21 protein-coding genes are annotated in these 21,243 nt (G+C 74.8%); 10 read left to right on the forward strand and 11 right to left on the reverse strand.

The features are described 5' to 3' along the window. Positions 1-43: 43 nt before the first annotated feature. A complete protein-coding gene (gene dcd, locus J3P29_RS18970) occupies positions 44-637 on the forward strand; it encodes a dCTP deaminase (RefSeq protein WP_210495935.1) in 594 nt (197 codons plus the stop codon). A 134-nt stretch (positions 638-771) separates the two neighbouring features. Here dcd and J3P29_RS18975 read toward each other — a convergent pair whose 3' ends face one another. Next, on the reverse strand, positions 772-2,430 hold the full coding sequence (locus J3P29_RS18975; protein WP_210495937.1) for an AMP-binding protein: 1,659 nt from the start codon (positions 2,428-2,430) through the stop codon (positions 772-774). A gap of 226 nt (positions 2,431-2,656) precedes the next feature. On the opposite strand from J3P29_RS18975, the gene J3P29_RS18980 reads away from it, so the two are divergent. Beyond that, on the forward strand, positions 2,657-3,988 hold the full coding sequence (locus tag J3P29_RS18980; protein ID WP_210495938.1) for a citrate synthase: 1,332 nt from the start codon (positions 2,657-2,659) through the stop codon (positions 3,986-3,988). A 222-nt stretch (positions 3,989-4,210) separates the two neighbouring features. Further along, positions 4,211-4,822 carry a GNAT family N-acetyltransferase gene (locus J3P29_RS18985; protein WP_210495940.1) on the forward strand — a complete coding sequence of 204 codons (612 nt, stop codon included), beginning with the start codon at positions 4,211-4,213 and terminating at the stop codon, positions 4,820-4,822. 111 nt (positions 4,823-4,933) lie between these two features. Here the strand turns inward: J3P29_RS18985 and J3P29_RS18990 are convergent, their stop codons facing one another. From J3P29_RS18990 to J3P29_RS19005, 4 genes are all read right to left on the reverse strand, one after another. Further along, the gene (locus J3P29_RS18990) at positions 4,934-5,662 is read right to left on the reverse strand and encodes a SprT family zinc-dependent metalloprotease (protein WP_210496082.1); all 729 of its coding nucleotides are present in this window, start codon (positions 5,660-5,662) and stop codon (positions 4,934-4,936) included. Beyond that, positions 5,659-6,039 carry an antitoxin gene (locus tag J3P29_RS18995; RefSeq protein WP_210495941.1) on the reverse strand — a complete coding sequence of 127 codons (381 nt, stop codon included), beginning with the start codon at positions 6,037-6,039 and terminating at the stop codon, positions 5,659-5,661. Before J3P29_RS18995 ends, J3P29_RS18990 begins: the two co-directional genes overlap by 4 nt. Positions 6,040-6,100: 61 nt before the next feature. Continuing rightward, positions 6,101-7,030 (reverse strand): methylenetetrahydrofolate reductase [NAD(P)H], encoded by a 930-nt coding sequence (gene metF / locus J3P29_RS19000; protein ID WP_210495942.1) that lies wholly within the window; start codon positions 7,028-7,030, stop codon positions 6,101-6,103. Between the two features lie 73 nt (positions 7,031-7,103). Beyond that, on the reverse strand, positions 7,104-8,102 hold the full coding sequence (locus J3P29_RS19005) for an MBL fold metallo-hydrolase (protein WP_210495943.1): 999 nt from the start codon (positions 8,100-8,102) through the stop codon (positions 7,104-7,106). 121 nt (positions 8,103-8,223) lie between these two features. Here J3P29_RS19005 and J3P29_RS19010 point away from each other — a divergent pair, with 121 nt between their 5' ends. The 5 genes from J3P29_RS19010 to J3P29_RS19030 all read left to right on the forward strand — a co-directional run bounded on the left by J3P29_RS19010 (position 8,224) and on the right by J3P29_RS19030 (position 13,300). Beyond that, positions 8,224-8,604 carry a hypothetical protein gene (locus J3P29_RS19010; protein ID WP_210495944.1) on the forward strand — a complete coding sequence of 127 codons (381 nt, stop codon included), beginning with the start codon at positions 8,224-8,226 and terminating at the stop codon, positions 8,602-8,604. A gap of 31 nt (positions 8,605-8,635) precedes the next feature. Continuing rightward, positions 8,636-9,757: an aminopeptidase gene (locus J3P29_RS19015; protein ID WP_210495945.1), complete on the forward strand. Its 1,122-nt coding sequence runs from the start codon at positions 8,636-8,638 to the stop codon at positions 9,755-9,757. Between the two features lie 170 nt (positions 9,758-9,927). Continuing rightward, positions 9,928-10,380: a helix-turn-helix transcriptional regulator gene (locus J3P29_RS19020; protein WP_210495946.1), complete on the forward strand. Its 453-nt coding sequence runs from the start codon at positions 9,928-9,930 to the stop codon at positions 10,378-10,380. Between the two features lie 10 nt (positions 10,381-10,390). Then, positions 10,391-10,804, forward strand: coding sequence for a VOC family protein (locus tag J3P29_RS19025; RefSeq protein WP_210495947.1), 414 nt, complete (start codon positions 10,391-10,393; stop codon positions 10,802-10,804). Between the two features lie 96 nt (positions 10,805-10,900). Next, positions 10,901-13,300, forward strand: coding sequence for an excinuclease ABC subunit UvrA (locus J3P29_RS19030; protein WP_210495948.1), 2,400 nt, complete (start codon positions 10,901-10,903; stop codon positions 13,298-13,300). On the opposite strand, the gene mnhG is transcribed toward J3P29_RS19030, so the two are convergent. Genes mnhG through J3P29_RS19060 form a run of 6 tightly spaced genes read right to left on the reverse strand, consistent with a single transcriptional unit; the run spans position 13,301 to position 19,685 of the window. Next, a complete protein-coding gene (mnhG, locus tag J3P29_RS19035; protein ID WP_210495950.1) occupies positions 13,301-13,705 on the reverse strand; it encodes a monovalent cation/H(+) antiporter subunit G in 405 nt (134 codons plus the stop codon). After that, a complete protein-coding gene (locus J3P29_RS19040) occupies positions 13,702-13,998 on the reverse strand; it encodes a monovalent cation/H+ antiporter complex subunit F (RefSeq protein WP_210495951.1) in 297 nt (98 codons plus the stop codon). The genes mnhG and J3P29_RS19040 overlap by 4 nt, the downstream gene beginning before the upstream one ends. Next, positions 13,995-14,573, reverse strand: a complete 579-nt coding sequence (locus J3P29_RS19045; RefSeq protein WP_210495953.1) for a Na+/H+ antiporter subunit E — start codon at positions 14,571-14,573, stop codon at positions 13,995-13,997. Before J3P29_RS19045 ends, J3P29_RS19040 begins: the two co-directional genes overlap by 4 nt. Next, positions 14,573-16,177, reverse strand: a complete 1,605-nt coding sequence (locus tag J3P29_RS19050) for a Na+/H+ antiporter subunit D (RefSeq protein WP_210495954.1) — start codon at positions 16,175-16,177, stop codon at positions 14,573-14,575. The genes J3P29_RS19045 and J3P29_RS19050 overlap by 1 nt, the downstream gene beginning before the upstream one ends. Beyond that, positions 16,177-16,647 carry a Na(+)/H(+) antiporter subunit C gene (locus J3P29_RS19055; protein WP_210495956.1) on the reverse strand — a complete coding sequence of 157 codons (471 nt, stop codon included), beginning with the start codon at positions 16,645-16,647 and terminating at the stop codon, positions 16,177-16,179. Before J3P29_RS19055 ends, J3P29_RS19050 begins: the two co-directional genes overlap by 1 nt. Further along, positions 16,644-19,685: a Na+/H+ antiporter subunit A gene (locus tag J3P29_RS19060; RefSeq protein WP_210495957.1), complete on the reverse strand. Its 3,042-nt coding sequence runs from the start codon at positions 19,683-19,685 to the stop codon at positions 16,644-16,646. Before J3P29_RS19060 ends, J3P29_RS19055 begins: the two co-directional genes overlap by 4 nt. 152 nt (positions 19,686-19,837) lie before the next feature. Between J3P29_RS19060 and J3P29_RS19065 the strand changes: the two genes are divergently transcribed. Next, positions 19,838-20,569, forward strand: coding sequence for an MOSC domain-containing protein (locus tag J3P29_RS19065; protein WP_210495958.1), 732 nt, complete (start codon positions 19,838-19,840; stop codon positions 20,567-20,569). Between the two features lie 33 nt (positions 20,570-20,602). Further along, positions 20,603-21,208 carry a TetR/AcrR family transcriptional regulator gene (locus J3P29_RS19070; RefSeq protein WP_210495959.1) on the forward strand — a complete coding sequence of 202 codons (606 nt, stop codon included), beginning with the start codon at positions 20,603-20,605 and terminating at the stop codon, positions 21,206-21,208. Positions 21,209-21,243: the final 35 nt, after the last annotated feature.

The raw sequence follows: 21,243 nt of genomic DNA on the forward strand, positions 1-21,243 counted from the left end.
GCGCGAGGGCCGGTGCGCCCCCGGACGCACTACGCTCCCAGCCATGCCCGTGCTCTCCGACGCGACGATTCGCCAGCTGGTGGCGGACGATCGCCTGCGCATCACCCCGTGGGACGACGGCATGGTGCAGCCCGCGTCCGTGGACCTGAAGCTGGGCCGCTCCTTCCGGGTCTTCCATAACCATCGCGTAACATCGATCGACCTCGCGAACCCGCCCGAGAACCTGACCGAGCAGGTCGTGTGCGAGGGCGACGACCCCTTCGTGATCCACCCCGGCGAGTTCGCGCTCGGGCGCACGGAGGAGTGGGTCGAGCTGCCCGACGACATCGTCGCGCGCATCGAGGGCAAGAGCTCGCTCGGCCGCCTGGGTCTGATCGTGCACGCGACCGCGGGCTTCTGCGACCCGGGCTGGCGCGGCACGCTGACGCTCGAGCTGGCCAACCTGACGCGCGTGCCGATCCTGCTGCGTCCCGGCCTGCCGATCGCGCAGCTCTCGTTCATGACGCTCGACCGGCCCGCCGAGCGCCCGTACGGCCACCCCGAGCTGGGCAGCCACTACCACGGGCAGCTCGAGGCCACCGCGTCGCGGTACGAGGGCGGACCGGCCCGCGTGCCCCGCGCCGATCCGGCCCGCTGACGCCCCCGCGGGCCGGGCCCCGCACGCCTGGGGGCGGGCCCGCCCCGCCTCCGGGGCCGCGTCGGACCGCGCCCCCGCGCGCGGTGGCTCCGCCGGCCGCCGGCGCCCGCAGGGGCGGCGGCGCCGGCCCCGCGCTACGCCTCCTGGCGGCGCGCGACGAGCTCGCGCTTGAGGACCTTCCCCGTCGGGTTGCGGGGCAGCTCGGACAGGAAGTGCACGTCGCGCGGCACCTTGTAGCGCGCCAGGTTGTCCTTCGCGTACGCGCGCACGTCGTCCTCGGTCAGGGTGGCGTCCTCCTCGAGGACCACGTAGGCGCACAGGCGCTGACCGAACTCGTCGTCGTCGACGCCGATGACGGCGGCCTCGGAGATCTTCGGGTGGCCGGCGAGCAGCTCCTCGAGCTCGCCCGGGAAGACGTTCTCGCCGCCCGACACGATCATGTCGTCGTCGCGGCCGTCGATCGTCAGCAGCCCGTGCTCGTCGAAGTGGCCGACGTCGCCGGACGCCATCAGCCCGTCGACGAGCGGCTTGGTCCCGCCGCCCGTGTAGCCCTGGAACGGCATCGCGGTGCCGACGAAGATGCGGCCGGTCTCGCCGGGCGCGACGTCGTGCCCGTTCGCGTCGAGGATGCGGACGCGGGTGCCCGGAACGGGCGAGCCGACGGAGTCCGGCGCCTGGCGCAGCTCCTCGGGGCTGGCGATCGTCGCCATCGCCACCTCGGTCGAGCCGTACAGGTTGTAGAGGACCGGCCCCAGCGTGTCGAGCGTGCGGGTGGCGAGCGCCCCGCCGAGCTGCGAGCCCGCCGCGAAGATGACGCGCAGGCTCGAGAGGTCCTCGCGCCGCCCGCCCTTGTCGTAGGCGTCGAGGAGCCGCCGCAGCATGACGGGCACGACGATGAGCGACGTCGCGCGGTACTCCTCCATGTCGCGCAGCGTCTGCTCGGGGTCGAAGCGGCGGCGCAGGATGAGGGTGTCGGCCAGGCCCACCGCGATCAGCGTGTGGATCAGCCCCGTGGCGTGGAAGATCGGCGCCGGCAGCGCGGTGACCTCGCGCTTGCGCAGCGGGATGCGGGCCAGCGGGCCGCCGAAGGGCGAGAGCGACTTCGGCTGCGGGCGCGCGGCGCCCTTCGGCGTGCCGGTCGTCCCGCTCGTCAGCAGGATGAGCGACATGTGCCGCTCCGGCGGGGCCGGGGCGCGGTGGTCGCCGGTGCGGAGGAGCGCGATCGTCCCCTCCGAGGCGTCGTCGGGGTCGTCCGTCCACGCCCGGAACCGCCCGAGCGGCGCGTCGACGTGCTCGGTGGCCTCGCGGAACTCGTCGTCGAAGACCAGCAGCCGGGTGCCCTCACGGGCGGCGACGTCGGCGAGCTGCGGGCCCGAGAACGCGGTGTTCAGCAGGATCGCCTTCGCGCCGGTCTTCACGCACGCGAAGAGCACCTCGAGGAAGCCGGCGTGGTTGCGCAGCATCAGGCCGACGCCGTCGCCCGCGCGCAGGCCCATGTCGCGCCACGCGTTGGCGATCGCGTTGGCCCGCGCGTCGAGCTCGCCGAAGGTCGTGGTGCCGCGGTCGTCGATCGCGGCGGCCCGCCCGGCGTCGGCCTCGACGGACATCGTGAAGATGGCGCCGAGCGGCCCGAGCTTGACGTACGCCTCGCCCACGGCCTTCAGCGCCGCGGGGCTCTTCCCCCGCAGCAGGCCGGCGCGGGCGCACGCGGCGGCGAACACCGCCTCCTCGCGCGCGCGGCGGCCGACGACGGCAGGCTTGGCCAGGACGGACCCCACGGTGCTCCGCTGCATCGCGCCAGACTATCCGCCCGCGCCGCGTCGCGCGCGCTCTTTTGCGACCGCGGGTCGGAACGCCCGATCGGCAGGCGGGATCGGGGCTCGCGCGCCCCCGCCCGGGCGCGCGCGGGCGGGGCCGCCGGCGCCCGACCGTCCGCCCGCGCGCCCGCCGCAGCGAAGCCCGCCTCTCGCACGTCATAGACTTGTAGGCATCACCGGATCCCACGATCGAGGAGCCCCCATGAGCGAGACCCAGGCGTCCGGCACCCAGCCGGCCGTAGCCACGGCCAACGAGACGCTGACCGTCGTCGACAACCGCACGGGCAAGCAGTACGAGGTCCCGATCACGGACGGCACCGTCCGGGCGATGGACTTCCGTCAGATCAAGACGGGCGACGAGGACTTCGGCCTCATGACGTACGACCCGGCGTTCACGAACACCGCGTCGTGTCGCTCGGCGATCACCTTCATCGACGGCGACAAGGGCATCCTCGAGTACCGCGGCTACCCCATCGAGCAGCTCGCCGAGAAGGCGACGTTCCTCGAGGTCGCGTACCTGCTGATCTTCGGCGAGCTGCCCACGCAGCCGCAGCTCGACGAGTGGACGCACGCGATCACGACGCACACGTTCGTGCACGAGAACGTCAAGTCGTTCGTGGAGGGCTTCCGCTACGACGCCCACCCGATGGGCATGCTCCAGGCCTCCGTCGCCGCCCTCTCGACCTTCTACCCCGAGGCGAAGGACATCAAGGACGAGCAGACGCGCTACGAGCAGATCGTGCGCCTGATCGCCAAGATGCCGACGCTCGCGGCGTTCGCGTACCGGCACGCGAAGGGCATGCCCTACGTGTACCCGGACAACGACCTGAACTACGCCGAGAACTTCCTCTCGATGCTGTTCAAGATCGCGGAGCTGAAGTACGAGGCCGACCCGCGCATCGCGAAGGCCCTCGACGTCCTCCTGATCCTGCACGCCGACCACGAGCAGAACTGCTCCACGTCGGCCGTCCGCTCCGTCGGCTCCTCGCAGGTCGACCCGTACTCCGCCACGGCCGCCGGCATCGGCGCCCTCTTCGGCCCGCTGCACGGCGGCGCCAACCAGGCGGTCCTGGAGATGCTCCAGGAGATCGGGACCGTCGAGAACGTCCCGGCGTACATCGAGTCGGTCAAGGCCGGCGACAAGAAGCTCATGGGCTTCGGCCACCGGGTCTACAAGAACTTCGACCCGCGCGCCAAGATCATCAAGAAGGCCGTCGACGACGTCTTCGAGGTCACCGGCGTCAGCCCCCTGCTCGAGATCGCGCAGGAGCTGGAGCGGATCGCGCTCGAGGACGACTACTTCGTCTCGCGCAAGCTCTACCCGAACGTCGACTTCTACTCCGGCCTGATCTACGAGGCCCTCGGCCTGCCGGTCGAGATGTTCACCGTCCTGTTCGCCATCGGCCGCACCCCGGGCTGGATCGCCCAGTGGCTCGAGATGGTGCAGGACAAGGAGCAGAAGATCGCCCGCCCGCGCCAGATCTACACGGGCGACCGCACCCGCGACTACGTCGCGATCGACCAGCGCGGCTGACCCCGCCCCGGCGCCCCGCGCGCCGGACCGCCGCGCCCCGCCCGGGGCGCGGACCGCCGCGGCGCCCCTCGGGGCGCCGTTCGTCGTCCCGGGCGGATGCGGGACGCGCCGTCCCGCGTGATGGTCGCTCGTGGTCGAGCGTGATCGCTCTGTGACGGATGCCCCGGAGGTCGTGTGACCCGGGTCATGGCCCAGAGCCCTGCCCGGGCCGACCATGGGGATGTGTTCGTTCCCCTCCACGACGGATCCACCGCCCTGATCCGTCCGATCGCTCCCGAGGACGCCGCCGCCCTGCGCCGGTTCCACTGGACGCTGTCGGAGGACACGATCCGCAACCGCTTCATGAGCGCCAAGCCGAACCTGACGTCCGGCGACACGCGCTACCTGTGCCGCGTCGACGGGGTCGACCACGTCGCCGTCGTCGCCGTCGACCCGCAGCGCCCCGAGGCGATCCTGGGCGTCGCCCGGTGGGTGCGCTACCCCGACGCGCCGCACCGCGCCGAGGCCGCCTTCGTCGTCACCGACCGGATGCAGGGCACCGGCGTGGGCTCGGCCCTGGCCATCGCGCTGGCCGACCTGGCGCTCGAGCGCGGCATCACCGAGCTGACCGGATCGATGCTCGCCGACAACCTCGGCTCCGAGAACCTCTTCCGGCGCATGGCCGGCGGCGACGTCGCCGTCAAGCGCATGGGCATCACGAACGACGTGACCGCCGTGCTGCCGCAGCGTCCGGGCCGCCTGGCCGCGATGGCGGCGCGCCGCCGGATGCGGCCGGGCGTCCGCACCGAGACGCACCGCCGCCGCCACGCCTGGCGGCACGCCGTCGCCGCCTGAGCGCGCGCGACACCGCGATCCTCGTCCCCCACGACCCGCCGCGCCCCGGCGGGTCGTCGCGTCCCGGGGCGCACCCGTGCCCCGTGGGCGCCCCGGAGCCGGTCGGCGCGCTCAGCCCGCGGCCGGCGGCAGCAGCAGCCGCAGGTCGGCGCCGTGCCGGCGCAGCCAGCCGGACGGCTCGTCCAGGTCGGGCACGTGCTCGCGCAGCAGCGCCCAGAACGTCGGGCCGTGGTGCGGGTGCACCAGGTGACAGGCCTCGTGCCAGACGACGTAGTCCAGGCACGCCACGGGCGCCAGCAGCAGGCGCCAGGACAGGCTGATCGTCCCGCGCGAGGAGCAGCTGCCCCAGCGCGTGCGCGTGTCCGTGATGCGCAGGCGGTCGTAGGCGACGCCCAGCCGGGCGGCGGCGGCGTCCAGGCGCGGCGCGGATTCGGCGCGGGCGCGCGTGCGGTACCAGGCCTCGAGCGCCCGGGCGCGCTCCGCGGGGTCGGCGGGGACGAGCAGCCGGTCGCCGTCGCGGCGCACGCGCGTGCGGCCGGCCTCCGCGGCGACCGCCAGGACGGTCCCCAGGTACGGCAGCCCGGCGGCGGCGTCCTGCGCGGCCCGGCGCCGCCGGTCCTGCAGCGCGGCCAGGCGCGGGGCGATCCAGCCGTCGAGCTCGCGCAGCGCGCGCTCGGCCTCGGCGACGGTGCCGCGCGCCGGGATCGTGACGATCAGGCCGCGGTCGGTGTCGACGCGGACGGTGATGCGCCGCGCGCGCCGCGACCGCCGCAGCAGGTACGGCGGCAGCGGCGCGGCGGAGGACGGCCCGCCGGGGCGGCGGGCCGGGGGGCGGCTCAGGCCTCGTCCTTGTTCGGCGCGTCCGGGTCCCGGACGGGCGTGGACGACGCCTCGCGCTCCGTCGGCACCGGCGGGGCGACGGGCGTCACATCGGGCGCGGGGGTCGCCGCGCCCGGTCCGGTGCCCGAGCCGCCGCCCGGGGCCGGGGGCGTGGTGCCGCCGGCGCCGGACGGCGTCGCCTGCGTGGTGCCCTCGGGAGCGCCGGCGCGGTCGACGGCCTGCTTCAGCTTCTCCGCGCCGCCCGTGAGCTTGTCGGAGTGCTTGCCCTTCGTGGCCTTGTCGACCGCCGCGACGCTGCGGTCGATGGCCTGGTCGATCTTGTCGCCGTGCTGGCCGGCCAGGCCCTTCGCCTTGTCGGCGAGCTTCTTGAAGTCCATGGTGCGCCTCCGGGGGCTCGGGTGGGGTCGCGGACCCTATACCCGGTTCCTGGCCCGATCCTTAAGCGGGAGCGACCACGTCCCCCGGCTCGGCGGGGGCCTCGGGCGTCTTCTCCCACGGGCGATGCAGGCGCAGCGCGGACAGGATGGCGCGGGTCGCGGGGCTGCGGTTCATCGTGATGAAGTGGATGCCCGGCGCCCCGTTCGCCAGCAGCTCGGACGCCTGCAGCGTCGCGTAGCTGACGCCGAAGTCCTTGATCGCGTCGGGATCGTCCTCGCGGGCGTCGAGCTCGCGGCTCAGGCCCTCCGGCACGCGGGCGCCGATCTTCTTCGCGAAGCCCCGCACCTGGCTGATCTGGGTGATCGGCATGATCTCGGGGATCACGGGCACGTCGACCCCGATCTCGCGCAGCCGGCGGACGAACGAGAAGTAGTCCGCGTTGTCGTAAAAGAGCTGGGTGATGAGGAACTTCGCCCCGGCCTCGACCTTCGCCTTGGCCGTCTCGACGTCGTCGTCGGCGTGGCGGGCGTCGGGGTGCGGCTCGGGGTAGGCCGCGCCGCCGACGCAGAAGTCGAACTCGTCCGTGATGAGCTGCGTCAGCTCGGGCGACGAGGCGAAGCCGCCGGGCGTGGGCGAGAAGCGCTCCTCGCCCCCGGGCGGGTCGCCGCGCAGCGCCAGCACGTTGTGGATGCCGGCCTCGCGGATCTGGCCCAGGACGCCGCGGATGTCGTCCTTCGTGCCGCCGACGCACGTCAGGTGCGCCATGGCCTCGAGCCCGTGCTGCTCGCGCAGGCTCTTGACGACGTTGATCGTGCGGTCGCGCGAGCTGCCGCCGGCGCCGTAGGTGACGGACACGAACGACGGGTCCATCGGGCGCAGCGTCTCGAGCGTCTCGTGGAGCCGTGCCTCGGCCTCGTCGGTCTTCGGCGGGAAGAACTCGAAGGAGAACGTCGGCTCCGGCGACCTCTCGATGATCTCGTCGATGCGCATCCCGCCCCATGGTATTGCGCGTCGCGGCGCGGGGCCCGCGCGCGGCCCCCCACGCCGGGCGGGCCGCTGCGGATCAGACCAGGCGGAAGCGGTCCGGGTCCGTGTCGACCTTCTCGACGCGGCCCAGCACCTCGAGCCGGCGCAGGAAGCAGAGCTGCTCCGTCAGCAGCCAGCTGGCGTTCGTGGCGTCGATCGGCGTCTCCATGACGTGCGGCGCGATCTCCATCGCGGTGTGCGGCTCGCCGTCGCCGAGCGCCTCCTCCGTCCGCGCCAGCCGCTCCGCCACGAGCTTGCGGTTGGCGTTGATGTGGCCCTGCACGTCGGTGAACGTGCGGCCGTGGCCGGAGAGGACCAGGCGCGCGTCGAGGTCCTCGATGCGGCTCAGCGACTCGAGGAACTCGCCGACCGGGTCGGGGGTGTAGCCGAAGTCGAAGAACAGCGAGACGCGGCCGAGCAGGTGGTCGCCCGAGATCAGCATCCGGCGCTCGGCGTTGAACAGGCAGACGTGCGACGGCGCGTGGCCGGGGGTCTCGACGGTCGTGAAGGGCCCAAGGTCGGTCTGCACCACGACGCCGTCGACGAGCTCGTGGTCGACGTCGAAGCCGCCGGCGATCCCGATCTCGCGGCCCTTCAGGCCCTCCGCCGCCTTGCGCACCGTGGCCTCGGGCAGGCCGGACTGCAGCGCGATCTCGATCCCCCGCTCCCAGTAGCCCTCGGGGTTGGCCAGCCACTTCGTCAGGTGGCCGTGCGCCGGGTGCGCCCAGACGTCGGCGCCGGAGCGCAGGACGACCGGGGTCGTCTGGCCGCAGTGGTCGACGTGCGCGTGGGTGATGACGACGTGGCGGACGAGCTCGAGCCGCAGGTGCACCATGTCGAGCGCGCGCTCCAGGTGCGCCAGCGAGCCCGGCTGGTGCATGCCGGTGTCGAAGAGGACGATCCCGTCCCCCGCCGCGACGGCCCAGGCGTTGCCGTGCGGCACGCCCGGCCACGGCAGCGGCAGCCGCAGCCGCCACGCCCCCGGGACGACACGCTCGCCCCGTCCGAGCTCCTTCGCTGCGCGCCCGCCCGTCATGCCGGTCGGGTCGCGGGTGCGGGCTGCGTGGCGGACATGACCGCCTCCACGTTACCCGTAGAATCGGCGATCGGGACGCCCCGCCGCCGGACGGCGCCGGGCGGTCGTCCGCCCCCTCCGCATGGCGAAGAAGCGCAAGCCGAAGAAGCCCTCCGCCCCGAAGGCGCCCGCCCTGCCGACGGTGCCGTACGCCAGCCCGGACGGGCGGATGACGCTCGACCTGCGGTGCTCGATGACGCCGAAGACGCGCCTGCTCTACGCGGAGACGGTCGGCGGCGAGATCGGCCAGGCGGCGATGACCCGCGAGGACGTCTGGCACCGCGCCGTCGAGTTCCTCTTCGAGCGGCTCGTCGACGGCTGGAGCGTCGACGGCGTGCCGACGACGGGGCAGAAGGCGCTGCTCGCCCGCTTCCGCGTCGCCTCGCCCGACGAGCGCGCGTGGATCCGCACCGTGCTCCGCGAGCACCTGGCGGAGTGGTTCCCCGAGATGCAGGCGCCCTGAGCGCCGCCCACCCGACCGCAGGAGGACCGCCGTGACCGCCGCCCAGGACGCCGACCGCACCGTCGCCGCCGAGCTCGACGCCGCGCGCTTCGCCGACCTGCTCGTGGGCTACTGCCTCGAGCCGCAGCCCGGGCAGCAGGTGCTCGTCCGCTCCACCGCCCTCGCCGCGCCGCTGCTCGTCGAGCTGCAGCGCGCGATCCTGCAGGCCGACGCCTGGCCGCTGCTGCGCGCCGGGCTGCCGGGGCAGGACGCCGGCTTCTACCGCCACGCCCGCGACCGCCACCTGGACGGCGTCCCGCCGCTGGGGCTGGAGGAGGCGCGGCAGGCCGACGCCTCGCTCTCGATCCAGGCGCCGTTCGACACCGCCGAGCTGGGCGCGATCGACCCGGCCGTCATCGCCCGCGCCGCGCGGGGGCGGCACGAGACGCGCGAGCTGGCCCTGGCCCGCCGCTGGGCGACGACGATGTGGCCCACGCCCGCGCTGGCCGAGCAGGCCGGGATGCCGCTCGGCGAGCTCGCGGCGTTCGTCGCGCGGGCCACGTTCCTGGACCGCCCCGACCCCGTCGCCGCGTGGGGCGAGCTGCGCGACTTCCAGGCGCGCCTGATCGAGCGGCTGACGCCGGTGCGCGAGCTGCGGATCCAGGCCGACGGCACCGACCTGCGCCTGCGCGTGGACGGCCGCACCTGGGCCAACAGCGACGGCCGCCGCAACATGCCGTCCGGCGAGGTCTTCACCGGCCCGCTGGAGAGCAGCGCGACGGGGACGATCCGCTACGACGTGCCCTCCTCCCCCGCCGGGGTCGACGTGCGCGGCGTCGAGCTGACGTTCGCGGACGGCGTCGTGGTCGGGCACCGGGCCGACGAGGGCGCGGAGTACCTGGAGCGCGCGCTCGCGACGGACGAGGGCGCCCGGCGGCTGGGCGAGGTCGGCATCGGCACGAACTTCGGCATCGACCGCGCGATCGGCGTGATCCTCTTCGACGAGAAGATCGGCGGCACGGTCCACACGGCGCTCGGCCGGTCCTACCCCGAGACCGGCGGCACGAACGAGTCCGCGCTCCACTGGGACCTGATCTGCGACCTGCGGAAGGGCGGCCGGCTGCTGGCCGACGGCGAGGTGCTGCAGGAGGACGGGCGCTTCGTCGGGCTGTAGGGGTGCGTTCGGTCTCGGGGCCGCATGCCGGACCTCAGGCGGAACGCGCCCGCCGGCGTGGGCGCGTTCGGTCTCGGGGCCGCATGCCGGACCTCAGGCGGAACGCGCCCGCCGCGCGGGCGCCCTTGCCTCCCGCAAACCCCTGGTGCGCCGCGCCCCGACGTGGCACGATGCCGCTCGTGGCGAGCCGAGCGGCCTCCGACGCGCACCTCCGGGACCTGAAGCTGCTCCGGGCCGTCCGCGACCGGATCGACCGCGAGTACGCGCAGCCGCTGAACGTCGAGGCGCTGGCGCAGGGCGCGCACATGTCGGCCGGCCACCTGAGCCGCCAGTTCCGCCGCGCGTACGGCGAGTCGCCGTACAGCTACCTGATGACCCGCCGGATCGAGCGCGCGATGGCGCTGCTGCGGCGCGGCGACCTGAGCGTCACCGAGGTCTGCTTCGCCGTCGGCTGCTCGTCGCTCGGCACCTTCAGCACGCGCTTCGCCGAGCTCGTCGGCGTGCCGCCCAGCGTCTACCGGCGCGAGGCCGCGGGCGCCACCGAGGGGATGGCGCCGTGCGTGGCCAAGGTCGTCACGCGACCGGTCAGGAATCGAGAAGCGACGCCCGCGGCGCGGGCCTAGGCTCGCCGCCATGGTCATCACGATCCACGAGACGCTCCTCCCCGCCGACGACGCCGAGGCGGCGCTGGCCTTCTACCGCGACGGGCTCGGCTTCGAGCTGCGGCGCGACGTCGAGTACGGCGGCATGCACTGGCTGACGCTCGGCCACCCCGACCAGCCCGACACCGGGCTCGTCCTGTACCCGCCGGCCGCCACGCCCGGCCTGACCGAGGACGACCAGCGCGCCGTCGCCGAGCTGATGGCGAAGGGCACCTTCGCCAGCATCAACCTGGCGACCGACGACCTGGACGCGGCGTTCGCGCGGCTCGAGGCCGTCGACGCCGCCGAGGTCGTGCAGGAGCCGACCGAGCAGCCCTACGGGGTCCGCGACTGCTCGTTCCGCGACCCCGCCGGCACGCTCGTCCGCATCCAGGAGCGGCGCTGAGCGACCGCTCGCGCCCCCGACCCCGACCACCATCGCCTCCCCGCGCCCCCGGCGGGGAGGCCCCGCCGCCGTCCCGTCCCACCCGCAGGAGCCCCGATGAGCACCACCGCCCGCCCCGACGCCGCCGACGCGGCCCCCGCCGCCGACGCCCACGACGTCATCCGGGTGCTCGGCGCCCGCGAGAACACGCTGAAGGACGTCAGCGTCGACCTGCCCAAGCGGCGGCTGACCGTCTTCACCGGCGTCTCCGGGTCCGGCAAGAGCTCGCTCGTCTTCGGCACGATCGCCGCCGAGTCGCAGCGCCTGATCAACGAGACGTACAGCGCGTTCGTGCAGGGCTTCATGCCGACCCTCGCCCGGCCCGACGTCGACGTGCTCGAGGGGCTGACCACGGCGATCGTCGTCGACCAGGAGCGCATCGGCGCGAACCCCCGCTCGACGGTGGGCACGGTGACCGACACGGGCGCGATGCTGCGCATCCTCTTCAGCCGCCTGGGGCAGCCGCACGTCGGCTCGGCGCAGGCGTTCTCGTTCAACGTCGCGTCGATGAGCGGCAAGGGCGCGGTGACCGTCGAGGGCGCCGGCGGGAGGACGACCGAGGCCCGCAGCTTCAGCGTCACGGGCGGCATGTGCCCGCGCTGCGAGGGCATGGGCCGCGTCTCCGACATCGACCGGACCGCGCTCTACGACGAGAGCAAGTCGCTGAACGAGGGCGCGCTGACGATCCCCGGCTACAGCATGGACGGCTGGCAGGGCCGGATCCTCCGCGGCTGCGGGTTCTTCGACCCCGACAAGCCGATCCGCGACTACGACGCCGCCGAGCTGGAGGACCTGCTCCACCGCGAGCCGACGAAGATCAAGGTCGACGGGATCAACCTGACGTACACGGGGCTGATCCCGGCGATCGAGAAGTCGTTCCTGTCCAAGGACCGCGAGGCGATGCAGCCGCACGTGCGCGCGTTCGTCGACCGGGCGGTGACCTTCACGACCTGCCCGGAGTGCGACGGCACGCGGCTGAGTGCCCTGGCGCGGTCGTCGAAGATCGCCGGCATCAGCATCGCCGACGCGTCCGCGATGCAGATCAGCGACCTGGCGGCATGGGTGGCCGAGCGCGACGAGCCGTCCGTGGCCCCGCTCCTGGCCGCCCTGCGGGACGCGCTCGACGCGTTCGTGCGGATCGGTCTGGGCTACCTGAGCCTGGACCGCGCGTCGGGCACGCTGTCCGGCGGCGAGGCGCAGCGCGTGAAGATGGTCCGCCACCTGGGGTCGGCGCTGACCGACGTGACGTACGTCTTCGACGAGCCGACGATCGGGCTGCACCCGCACGACATCGAGCGGATGAACGCCCTGCTGCTGCAGCTGCGCGACAAGGGCAACACCGTCCTGGTCGTCGAGCACAAGCCCGAGACGATCGCCATCGCCGACCACGTCGTCGACCTGGGCCCCGGCGCGGGCACCGCGGGCGGCGAGATCGTCTTCGAGGGGTCGCTCGCGGGGCTGCGGGCGAGCGGCACGCTGACCGGCCGGCACCTCGACGACCGCGCGGCGCTGAAGGCGCAGGTGCGCGCCGCGACGGGCGCGCTCGAGATCCGCGGCGCCGACGCGCACAACCTGCGGGACGTCGACGTGGACGTCCCCCTCGGCGTGCTGACCGTCGTCACCGGGGTGGCGGGCTCGGGCAAGAGCTCGCTGATCCACGGGTCGCTCGCCGGCCGCGACGGGGTGGTGACCGTCGACCAGGGGGCGATCAAGGGCTCGCGCCGCAGCAACCCCGCCACGTACAGCGGGGTCCTCGACCCGATCCGCAAGGCGTTCGCGAAGGCCAACGGCGTCAAGCCGGGGCTGTTCAGCGCCAACTCGGACGGCGCCTGCCCGGCGTGCAAGGGCGCGGGCGTCATCTACACCGACCTGGCGGTGATGGCCGGGGTCGCGACGGTCTGCGAGGAGTGCGAGGGGCGCCGCTTCCAGGCCGAGGTGCTCGAGCACCGGCTCGGCGGCCGGAACATCGCCGAGGTCCTCGCGATGCCCGTCGCCGAGGCCGCCGCGTTCTTCGCGGCCGGGGACGCGAAGGTGCCGGCGGCGCACCGCGTCCTCGCCCGGCTCGAGGACGTCGGCCTGGGCTACCTGACCCTCGGCCAGCCGCTGACCACGCTGTCGGGCGGCGAGCGCCAGCGGCTCAAGCTCGCCGTCCACATGGCCGAGAAGCCGGGCGACGCGCCGCCGGTGCTCGTCCTCGACGAGCCCACCACCGGCCTGCACCTGGCCGACGTCGAGGCCCTGCTCGGCCTGCTCGACCGCCTGGTCGACGGCGGCCGGACGGTCGTCGTCATCGAGCACCACCAGGCCGTGATGGCGCACGCGGACTGGATCGTCGACCTGGGCCCCGGCGCGGGCCACGACGGCGGCCGCGTCGTCTTCGAGGGCACGCCGGCCGACCTCGTCGCCGCCCGCTCGACCCTGACGGGCGAGCACCTGGCGGCGTACGTCGGGGCCTGATCAGCCGCGCCGGTCGGGCGTGCCGCCGTCCGTCGCGGGCGCGTCGGCCGCCGCGACGTCGGCCCGCGCCTCGTCCAGGCGCTCGCTCAGCTCGTCCACGACCATCAGGTCGCGCCGCGCGCGCTTCGTCCGGTAGGCGGAGCGCCCGACCATGTGCGCCGCCACGGGCGCCGTCGCCAGCTGGAAGACGGCGACGAGCACGAGCGTCGTGATGTCGAAGCCCGTCCGCAGCCGCAGGCCGACCCCGACGAGCACGAGCAGCAGCCCGAGCACCTGGGGCTTCGACGCCGCGTGCATCCGGCTGAGGACGTCGGGGAAGCGGAGCACGCCGACGCCGGCCGCGAAGGACAGCAGCGCGCCGCCGAGCAGGCAGACCGCGGAGAGGACGTCGAGCACCTGCGTCATCGTCCGGCCCCCTCGTCGCGCGGCTCGCCCTCGTCCTCGCCCTCGCCGGCCCCGAAGCGGGCCACCGCCACCGAGCCGACGAAGCCGAGCAGCGCCAGGACCGCGAGCACCGGGATCGTCGTGCCGTGGCGGTCGTACGCGGCCTCCAGGCCGATCGCCCCGATCAGGCAGGAGAGCAGCACGTCGAGCGCGACGACGCGGTCGAGCGGCGACGGCCCCCGGACGATGCGGACGACCGCGAGGAGCGCGGCGACGGCCAGCAGCGCGGCGGCGATCCAGATGACGACGGTCACGCGCCGGCCTCCGCGCGGTCGAGGGCCTCGCGGTCGGCGGGCGAGCCGAACGCCCGGATCATCCGCGCCTCGGTCGCCAGCGCCGACGCCCGCTCGCGCTCCACGTCGGCCCGGTCGCGCACGCCGATCAGGTGCAGGTACAGGACGGCGTCGCGACGGTCGATCTCGACGACGATCGACCCGGGGACGATCGAGAGGACCTCGGCGACCAGGGTCAGCATGAGGTCCGAGCGGGTGCGCAGCCGCACGCCGATGACCGCCGTCGGCGCCTCGCGGTCGCGGCGGAACGCCAGCGCCGCGACATGCACGCTGGCCCGGGCGATCGCCCACGCCAGCCGGGCCAGGAAGACGAGCGTGGGGAGCGGCCGCGGACGGCCCTCGACGGGGATCTCGGGCAGCGGGAAGAGCGCGGTGGCGACGAGGGCGACGACCAGGCCGGACGCGACGAGGCCCGGCGACACCTTGCCCCACAGCAGCAGCCACAGGACGAGCAGCCAGCCCGCCGTCAGCGGCGGCAGCAGGCGCGAGCCCGCGGCGGCCCGGCGACGACGGCCCGGGATCGCGCGCCGCGGCATCAGCGCGCGCCCTCCGCCTGGGCGGTGCGGATCCGCTGCTCGACGTCGCCCAGCCCGACCGCGCCGACGTAGGTCGCGCGGTCGCGCAGCTCGATCGCGGTGCGGTCCGTCAGGTCGGTCAGCGGCCGCGCCGCGAGCGTGAAGCCGACGCCGAGGACGACGAGCGCCACCGTCGCGCCCGTCATCAGGCGCGGCATGCGGCCGCCGCGCCGGATCTCGCGCCCGCCGATCGTCGCGCCCTGCACCTCGTGCTCGCCCGCGTCGCCCATCGCGACGCGCGGCGTGCGCCAGAAGACGCGGCTCCACGCCTTGCCGACCGCGTAGAGGGTCAGCAGGCTCGTCACCACGCTCCCGCCGACGAGGATCCACGCGAGCGCGCCGCCGTCCTCCGCGCCGGCCTGGATCAGCGCGAGCTTGCCGAGGAAGCCCGAGAACGGCGGGATGCCGGCCAGGTTGAGCGCCGGGACGAGGAAGAGCACCGCCACGAGCGGCGCGGTCCGCGCCAGCCCGCCGACGCGCTCGGTCGACGTCGACCCGGCGGCGCGCTCGATCATGCCCGTCGTCAGGAACAGCGTCGTCTGGATCGTGATGTGGTGGATCGCGTAGAAGACGGCGCCGTTCAGCCCCAGCTGCGAGCCGAGCGCCACGCCGAAGACCATGTAGCCGATGTGGCTGACGAGGGTGAACGAGAGCATGCGCTTGACGTCCGTCTGCGCGACGGCGCCGAGGATGCCGACCACCATCGTCAGCAGCGCGACCACCATCAGCGTCGCCGCGACGCGCTGGTCGTCGGGGAAGAGCAGCGTCTCCGTGCGGATGATCGCGTAGACCCCGACCTTCGTCAGCAGGCCCGCGAAGACCGCCGTCACCGGGGCGGGCGCCGTCGGGTACGAGTCCGGCAGCCACGCCGACATCGGGAAGACCGCGGCCTTGATCCCGAACGCGAGCAGCAGCGCCAGCTCGAGCACGAGCGTGACGTTGGGGTCCAGCTCGCGCAGGCGCAGCGACAGGTGCGCCAGGTTGATCGTCCCCGTGGCCCCGTACACCAGCCCGATCGCGGCGAGGAAGAGCAGCGACGAGAGCAGCGAGACGACGACGTACGTCGTGCCCGACCGCACCCGCGACGCGGTGCCGCCGATCGTGATCAGCACGTAGCTCGAGACGAGCAGGATCTCGAAGCCGACGTACAGGTTGAAGAGGTCGCCGGCCAGGAAGGCGTTCGAGATCCCCGCCGCCAGCACGAGGTACGTCGGGTGGAAGACCGCGAGCGGCAGCCCGCGCTCGTCGTCCGCGATGCCCTGGCCGTACGAGTAGACGATGACGCACAGCGTCACGGCCGCCGAGATGGCGAGCATCAGCGCGGACAGCCGGTCGGCGACGAGGACGATGCCCAGCGGCGGGTCCCAGCCGCCGACGGCGGCGACCTGCGGACCGTCCTGGTCGGCGGCGACGAGCAGCACGAGCGCGATGACCAGCACCGCGCCGAGGGTCAGGACCGAGATCGCGCGGTTCAGGCGCGGCAGGCGGGCGCCGATGGCGAACTTCACGCCCGCCGCGAGCAGCGGCAGCACCACGGGCAGCGGGACGAGGGCGGCGGCCGACATCAGGCGTCCCGCTCGATCGCGTCGTCGTCGCGCGTCGTCGCCGTCTCGGCGACGGCCGCCCGCGCGTCGGCCTCGGCGTCGGCCTCGGCGTCGGCGCCGCTGTCCTCGGCCGCGCCGCGGCGCGCCGCGATCACGCGGTCCTCGACGTCGTCCTGCACCTCGTCGTTGCCCTGCAGCTGCCAGGAGCGGTAGGCGAGCGCCAGCAGGAAGGCGGTCATCGCGAACGTGATGACGATCGACGTCAGGATCATCACCTGCGGCAGCGGGTCGCTCATGTCGGCCGGCTTCGCCTCGCCCAGGATCGGCGCCTCGCCCCCGACCCCGCCCATCGCGAGGATCATCACGTTCAGGCCGTTGCCCAGCAGGACCGCGCCGAGCAGGACGCGCGTCAGGCTGCGCTCGAGCAGCAGGACGACGCCGCCGGCGACGAGGACGCCGACGACGACGGCGAGGACGAGCGAGACGCTCACGCGCGGGCCTCCGGTCCGGGAGCGACGTCCGCCGGCGGGCGCGTCGGCGTGGGGGGCGGGAGGTCGACGGTCGGCCGCGGGGCGTGCAGCTCCTCGTCGATCTGCCGGTCGATCTCGGAGCCGAAGCTGCGCAGCACGTCGAGCACGACGCCGACGACGACGAGGTACACGCCGACGTCGAAGAGCGTCGACGAGTAGAGCTTGAGCGTGCCGAGGACCGGGATGTCGAGGTACCAGGAGCCGTGCTGCAGGACGTCCCCGCCGACGATCGCGCCGGCCAGCCCCGTGCCCGTCGCGATGACGAGCCCCAGGCCGATGACGAGGCCGGCGCCCACCGGCGCGGCCTCGCCCAGCTCGTAGCGTCCGCCCGCCAGGTAGCGGATCGTGAACGCCAGGCCGGCGACGATGCCGCCCGCGAACCCGCCGCCCGGCAGGTCGTGCCCCGCCCACAGCAGGTAGACGGAGAGCACGAGGACCGTGTGGAAGATCAGCCGCACGACGACCTCGAGCAGCAGCGAGCGCCGCTCGGGGGCGAGCGTGTTCTCGGCCACGAGCCACGAGCGGGCGGCGCGCGCCCGGCCCGCGCCGCCCGCGGGGTTCTGCGTCACCCGCAGCAGCGCGCCGGCGGCCGGCGTCGCGGTCGCGGCCGGCGCCGACGGACGCTCGGCCGCCGCCCGCGGGGCCCGCGTCGCCCACACCGGCGTGTCGGCGGCCGGGTCGCCCAGCCGCGGCACGGTGCGGGCCCGGCGGCGCAGGAAGATCAGGCTGGTGACGCCGGTCGCCGCGACGACGAGCACCGCGATCTCGCCCATCGTGTCCCACGCTCGGACGTCGACGAGCGTGACGTTGACGATGTTGTGCCCGCCGCCCAGCTCCGCGGCCGCCGCCATCAGGACCGAGACCGGGATGGCCTCGCGGGCCCCGGCGGCGACGAGCGTCAGGACCGCCATCAGGACGCCGACGACGACGCCGACGACCAGGTGGAGCCGCCGGCGTCCGCGCACCGACACGGTCCCGGTGAAGTGCGTCGGCAGGCGGCGCAGCACGAGGACCACGACGACGAGCGTCACCGTCTCGACGAGGAACTGCGTGAGCGCCAGGTCCGGCGCGCCCTGCAGCGCGAAGAGGGTCGCGACGCCGTAGCCGACGACGCCGGACAGGATCACGGCCTTCAGGCGGCGGCGCGCCCGCAGGGTCAGCACGGCGCCGGCGACGATCAGCGCGCCCACGAGCCCCTGGGGCGGCGCGTCCCACAGCCGCAGCTCGACGTGCCACGGCCCGCCGACGATCAACGCGACGGTCATGGCCGCCGTCAGCACCCCGAGGATCGTGAGCAGGTAGACGGGGAGCGAGCCGGACTGCGTGGCGCGGGCGGCGCGCACCGCGGCGCGCTCCGTCAGGCCGACGACGCCCAGGTAGACCCGCCGGGCGTCCGGCATCCGCGGCCGCTCGTCCGCCGCCCGCTCGCGGCGCGGCGCGAGCGCCCCGACGACGCGCCGCTGCAGCGCGACGACGAGCGCCCCGCCGGCCAGGGCCGCGAGCGACAGGACCAGCGGCAGCCCGAAGCCGTGCCACGCGGCCAGGTGCAGCGGGTGGTCGGCGGGCCCGAGCGTGTCGGCCCAGCGCGCGGCGAGGGGATCGACGGCGGCGAACGCGACGCCCAGCGCCAGGCCGCCGACGGCGAGCAGGGCCGGCGCCGCCTCGAGCCCCGGGTCGGCCGGCGCGCAGCGGCGATCGGGCACCTCGCCCTTCGTCGCGAACGCGCCCCACCAGAAGCGCCACGCGTAGGCCGCGGTCAGCGCCACGCCGACGACGATCACGGCGAGCAGGACGCCGTCGAGCGCGTCGCCGTGCGCGAGCGCCTCGAACGCCGTCTCCTTCGCGGCGAAGCCCGCGAACAGCGGCACGCCGGCCATCGACGCCGCGGCCAGGCCCGCGATCGCCGCCAGGCGCGGCCGCGCGCGGCCCAGGCCGGAGAGCACGCGCAGATCGCGCGTGCCCGTGTCGTGGTCGACGATGCCGACGACGAGGAACGACGCGGACTTGTACAGGGCGTGCGCGAGCAGCAGGCCGATGCCGCCGAGCGCCACGTCGCGGCCGCCGTGGCCGACGAGCAGCGTCAGCAGGCCGAGCTGGCTGACCGTGCCGTACGCGAGCAGCAGCTTCAGGTCGTGCTGACGCAGGGCGCGCACGGCGCCGAGCAGCAGCGTGGCGCTGCCGAGCACCAGCAGCGTGGGCCGCCACGCCGCGGAGTCCGCGAACGCGGGCGCCAGCCGGGCGACGAGGTACACGCCGGCCTTGACCATCGCCGCGGCGTGCAGGTAGGCGCTGACCGGCGTCGGGGCGGCCATCGCGCCGGGCAGCCAGAAGTGGAAGGGGACGAGCGCCGACTTCGTCAGGGCGCCGACGAGCAGCAGCGCGACGCCGACGTCGACCGCCGTGCCGCCCGGCGGGCTCGCGACGATCTCCGAGATCCGGTAGGTGCCGGCCGCCTGGCCGACGAGGACGGCGCCGACGAGCATCGCCAGGCCGCCCGCCGTCGTCACGACGAGCGCGTCCATCGCGGCGCGGCGCGCGCTCTGCCGGTCCCCCTGGTGCCCGACGAGCAGGAACGACAGGACGGTCGTCAGCTCCCAGAAGACGTAGAGCAGCAGCAGGTCGTCGGCCAGGACCAGGCCGAGCATCGCCCCGGCGAAGGCGACGAGGACGCCCGCGAAGCGCCCCAGCCCCGGCTCGTCGCTGCGGAAGTAGCGCGCGCAGTACGCGAGCACCAGCGCGCCGACGCCGGCGGCGACGAAGGCCAGCAGCAGCGACAGCGCGTCCAGCCGGAACGCCAGGTCCAGGTCGAAGCTCGGCAGCCAGCGGTGGACGGTCTCGACGGCGCCGCCGCCGGTGACCTCGCCCGTCCGCGTGATCGCCCACGCCACGGCCGCGGCGGGTGCGAGGGCGAGCAGCAGGAAGGCCCGCCGGCCGAGCCGGGACACGAGCCACGGCGCCGCCAGGGCGGCCACCGCGTGGGCGCCGAGGACGGCGATCACCCCCGGTCCTCCGGCTCCGTGCAGGGGCCCCCGCGGCGGTCGTTCGGCCGTCGCTGGAGTGCCCCCGGCAAGGACCCATTGTCGCACGGATGGCGCGTCGGCGCGCACGGTGGGGCCGCGGCCGCGAGGTCCGGCGGCCGTATGCTGCCGCCATGCCCGAGCCGCTCGGCCGCGTCGCCGCCCTCCACCGCTACCCCGTGAAGTCGATGCGCGGGGAGCTGCTGCAGACCGCCGACCTGGACGGCGCCGGGCTCGACGGCGACCGCGCCTGGGCGCTCCTGGACCGCATGCGCAACTGGGCGTCGGCGAAGACGAACCGGGAGCGCTGGCGCCTGGTCGACGGCATGCTCGACCTGCGCGCCACCACGGACGAGCAGGGCGTCGTCGTCACCCTGCCGGACGGCACCACGGCGCGCGCGGGCGAGCCCGCCGCCGACGAGGCGCTCTCCGCCCACCTGGGCCGCGAGCTGCGCTTCGACCGCGGCGACCGCGGCTACCGGTGGGGCCGGCACCACGACGCCGCGCCCCTGCACCTGGTGACGACCGCCACCCTCGCGGCGCTCGCCGACGACGACGGCACGCCGCTCGACCCGCTGCGGCTGCGCCCGAACGTCGTGCTCGAGACGCCCGAGGGCGCGCCGGACTTCGCCGAGGACGCCTGGCCCGGCCGGGCGTTCCGCCTGGGCGGCGCGGTGCTGCGCGCGACGGAGCGGACGGAGCGCTGCGTCATGACGACCCGCGCGCAGGGGGACGAGGTTCCCGAGGGCCGCACCGTCCTGAAGCGCATCGGCCAGCGCAACGAGGCGTGCGCCGGCATCTACTTCGCGGTCGTCACCCCCGGCCGCGTGTCCGTCGGCGACGAGCTCCATCCCCTCGACGACTGAGCGCCCGTCGGGGCGCTGCCGCATACTCCCCGCATGCCCGGACCCGCCCGCACGCGCCTGACGCACGAGGAGCGCCGGGCGGGAATCCTCGACGCCGCCGGCCGCGTCATCGTCGACCGCGGCGTGCACGCCTTCCGGATCCAGGACGTCGCGGACGCCGCCGGGGTGTCGCAGCCGCTGGTCTCGGCGCACTTCTCCTCCCGCGACGAGCTGATCGCCGCCGCGTTCCTGCGTGCGGACGAGCGCGCGCTGGCCGACGTCGTCGACGAGCTCGCCGCCCTGCCGCCCGGCCGCGAGCGGATCGTCCGCTTCGTGCACTCGTCCACGCTCGAGGACGACCAGCAGACGCCGGACGGCCGCGAGCTCTGGCACCAGCTGTGGACGCAGGCGCGCTTCTCCCCCGTCGTGCAGGACGTCGTCCGCGATCGGCAGGCGGCGTGGATCGCGCTGCTGACCGACGTGCTGGCCGAGGCCCGCCAGACGGGAGACGCCCCGGCGGCGCTCGACCCCGCCCGCGCCGCGGTGCTGCTGATGGCGGTCGTCGACGGCCTGACGGCGCCGCTCCGCTGCGGCATCGTCACCGACGACGAGGCCGTCGCGGTGCTCGACGACGCGGTCGGCGCGATCCTGGCCGGCTGAGGCCGTGCTCGCCCGGGGGCGTCCGCGGCGGCGCC

The organism is Patulibacter sp. SYSU D01012 (genome assembly GCF_017916475.1).
Lineage (GTDB): Bacteria > Actinomycetota > Thermoleophilia > Solirubrobacterales > Solirubrobacteraceae > Patulibacter.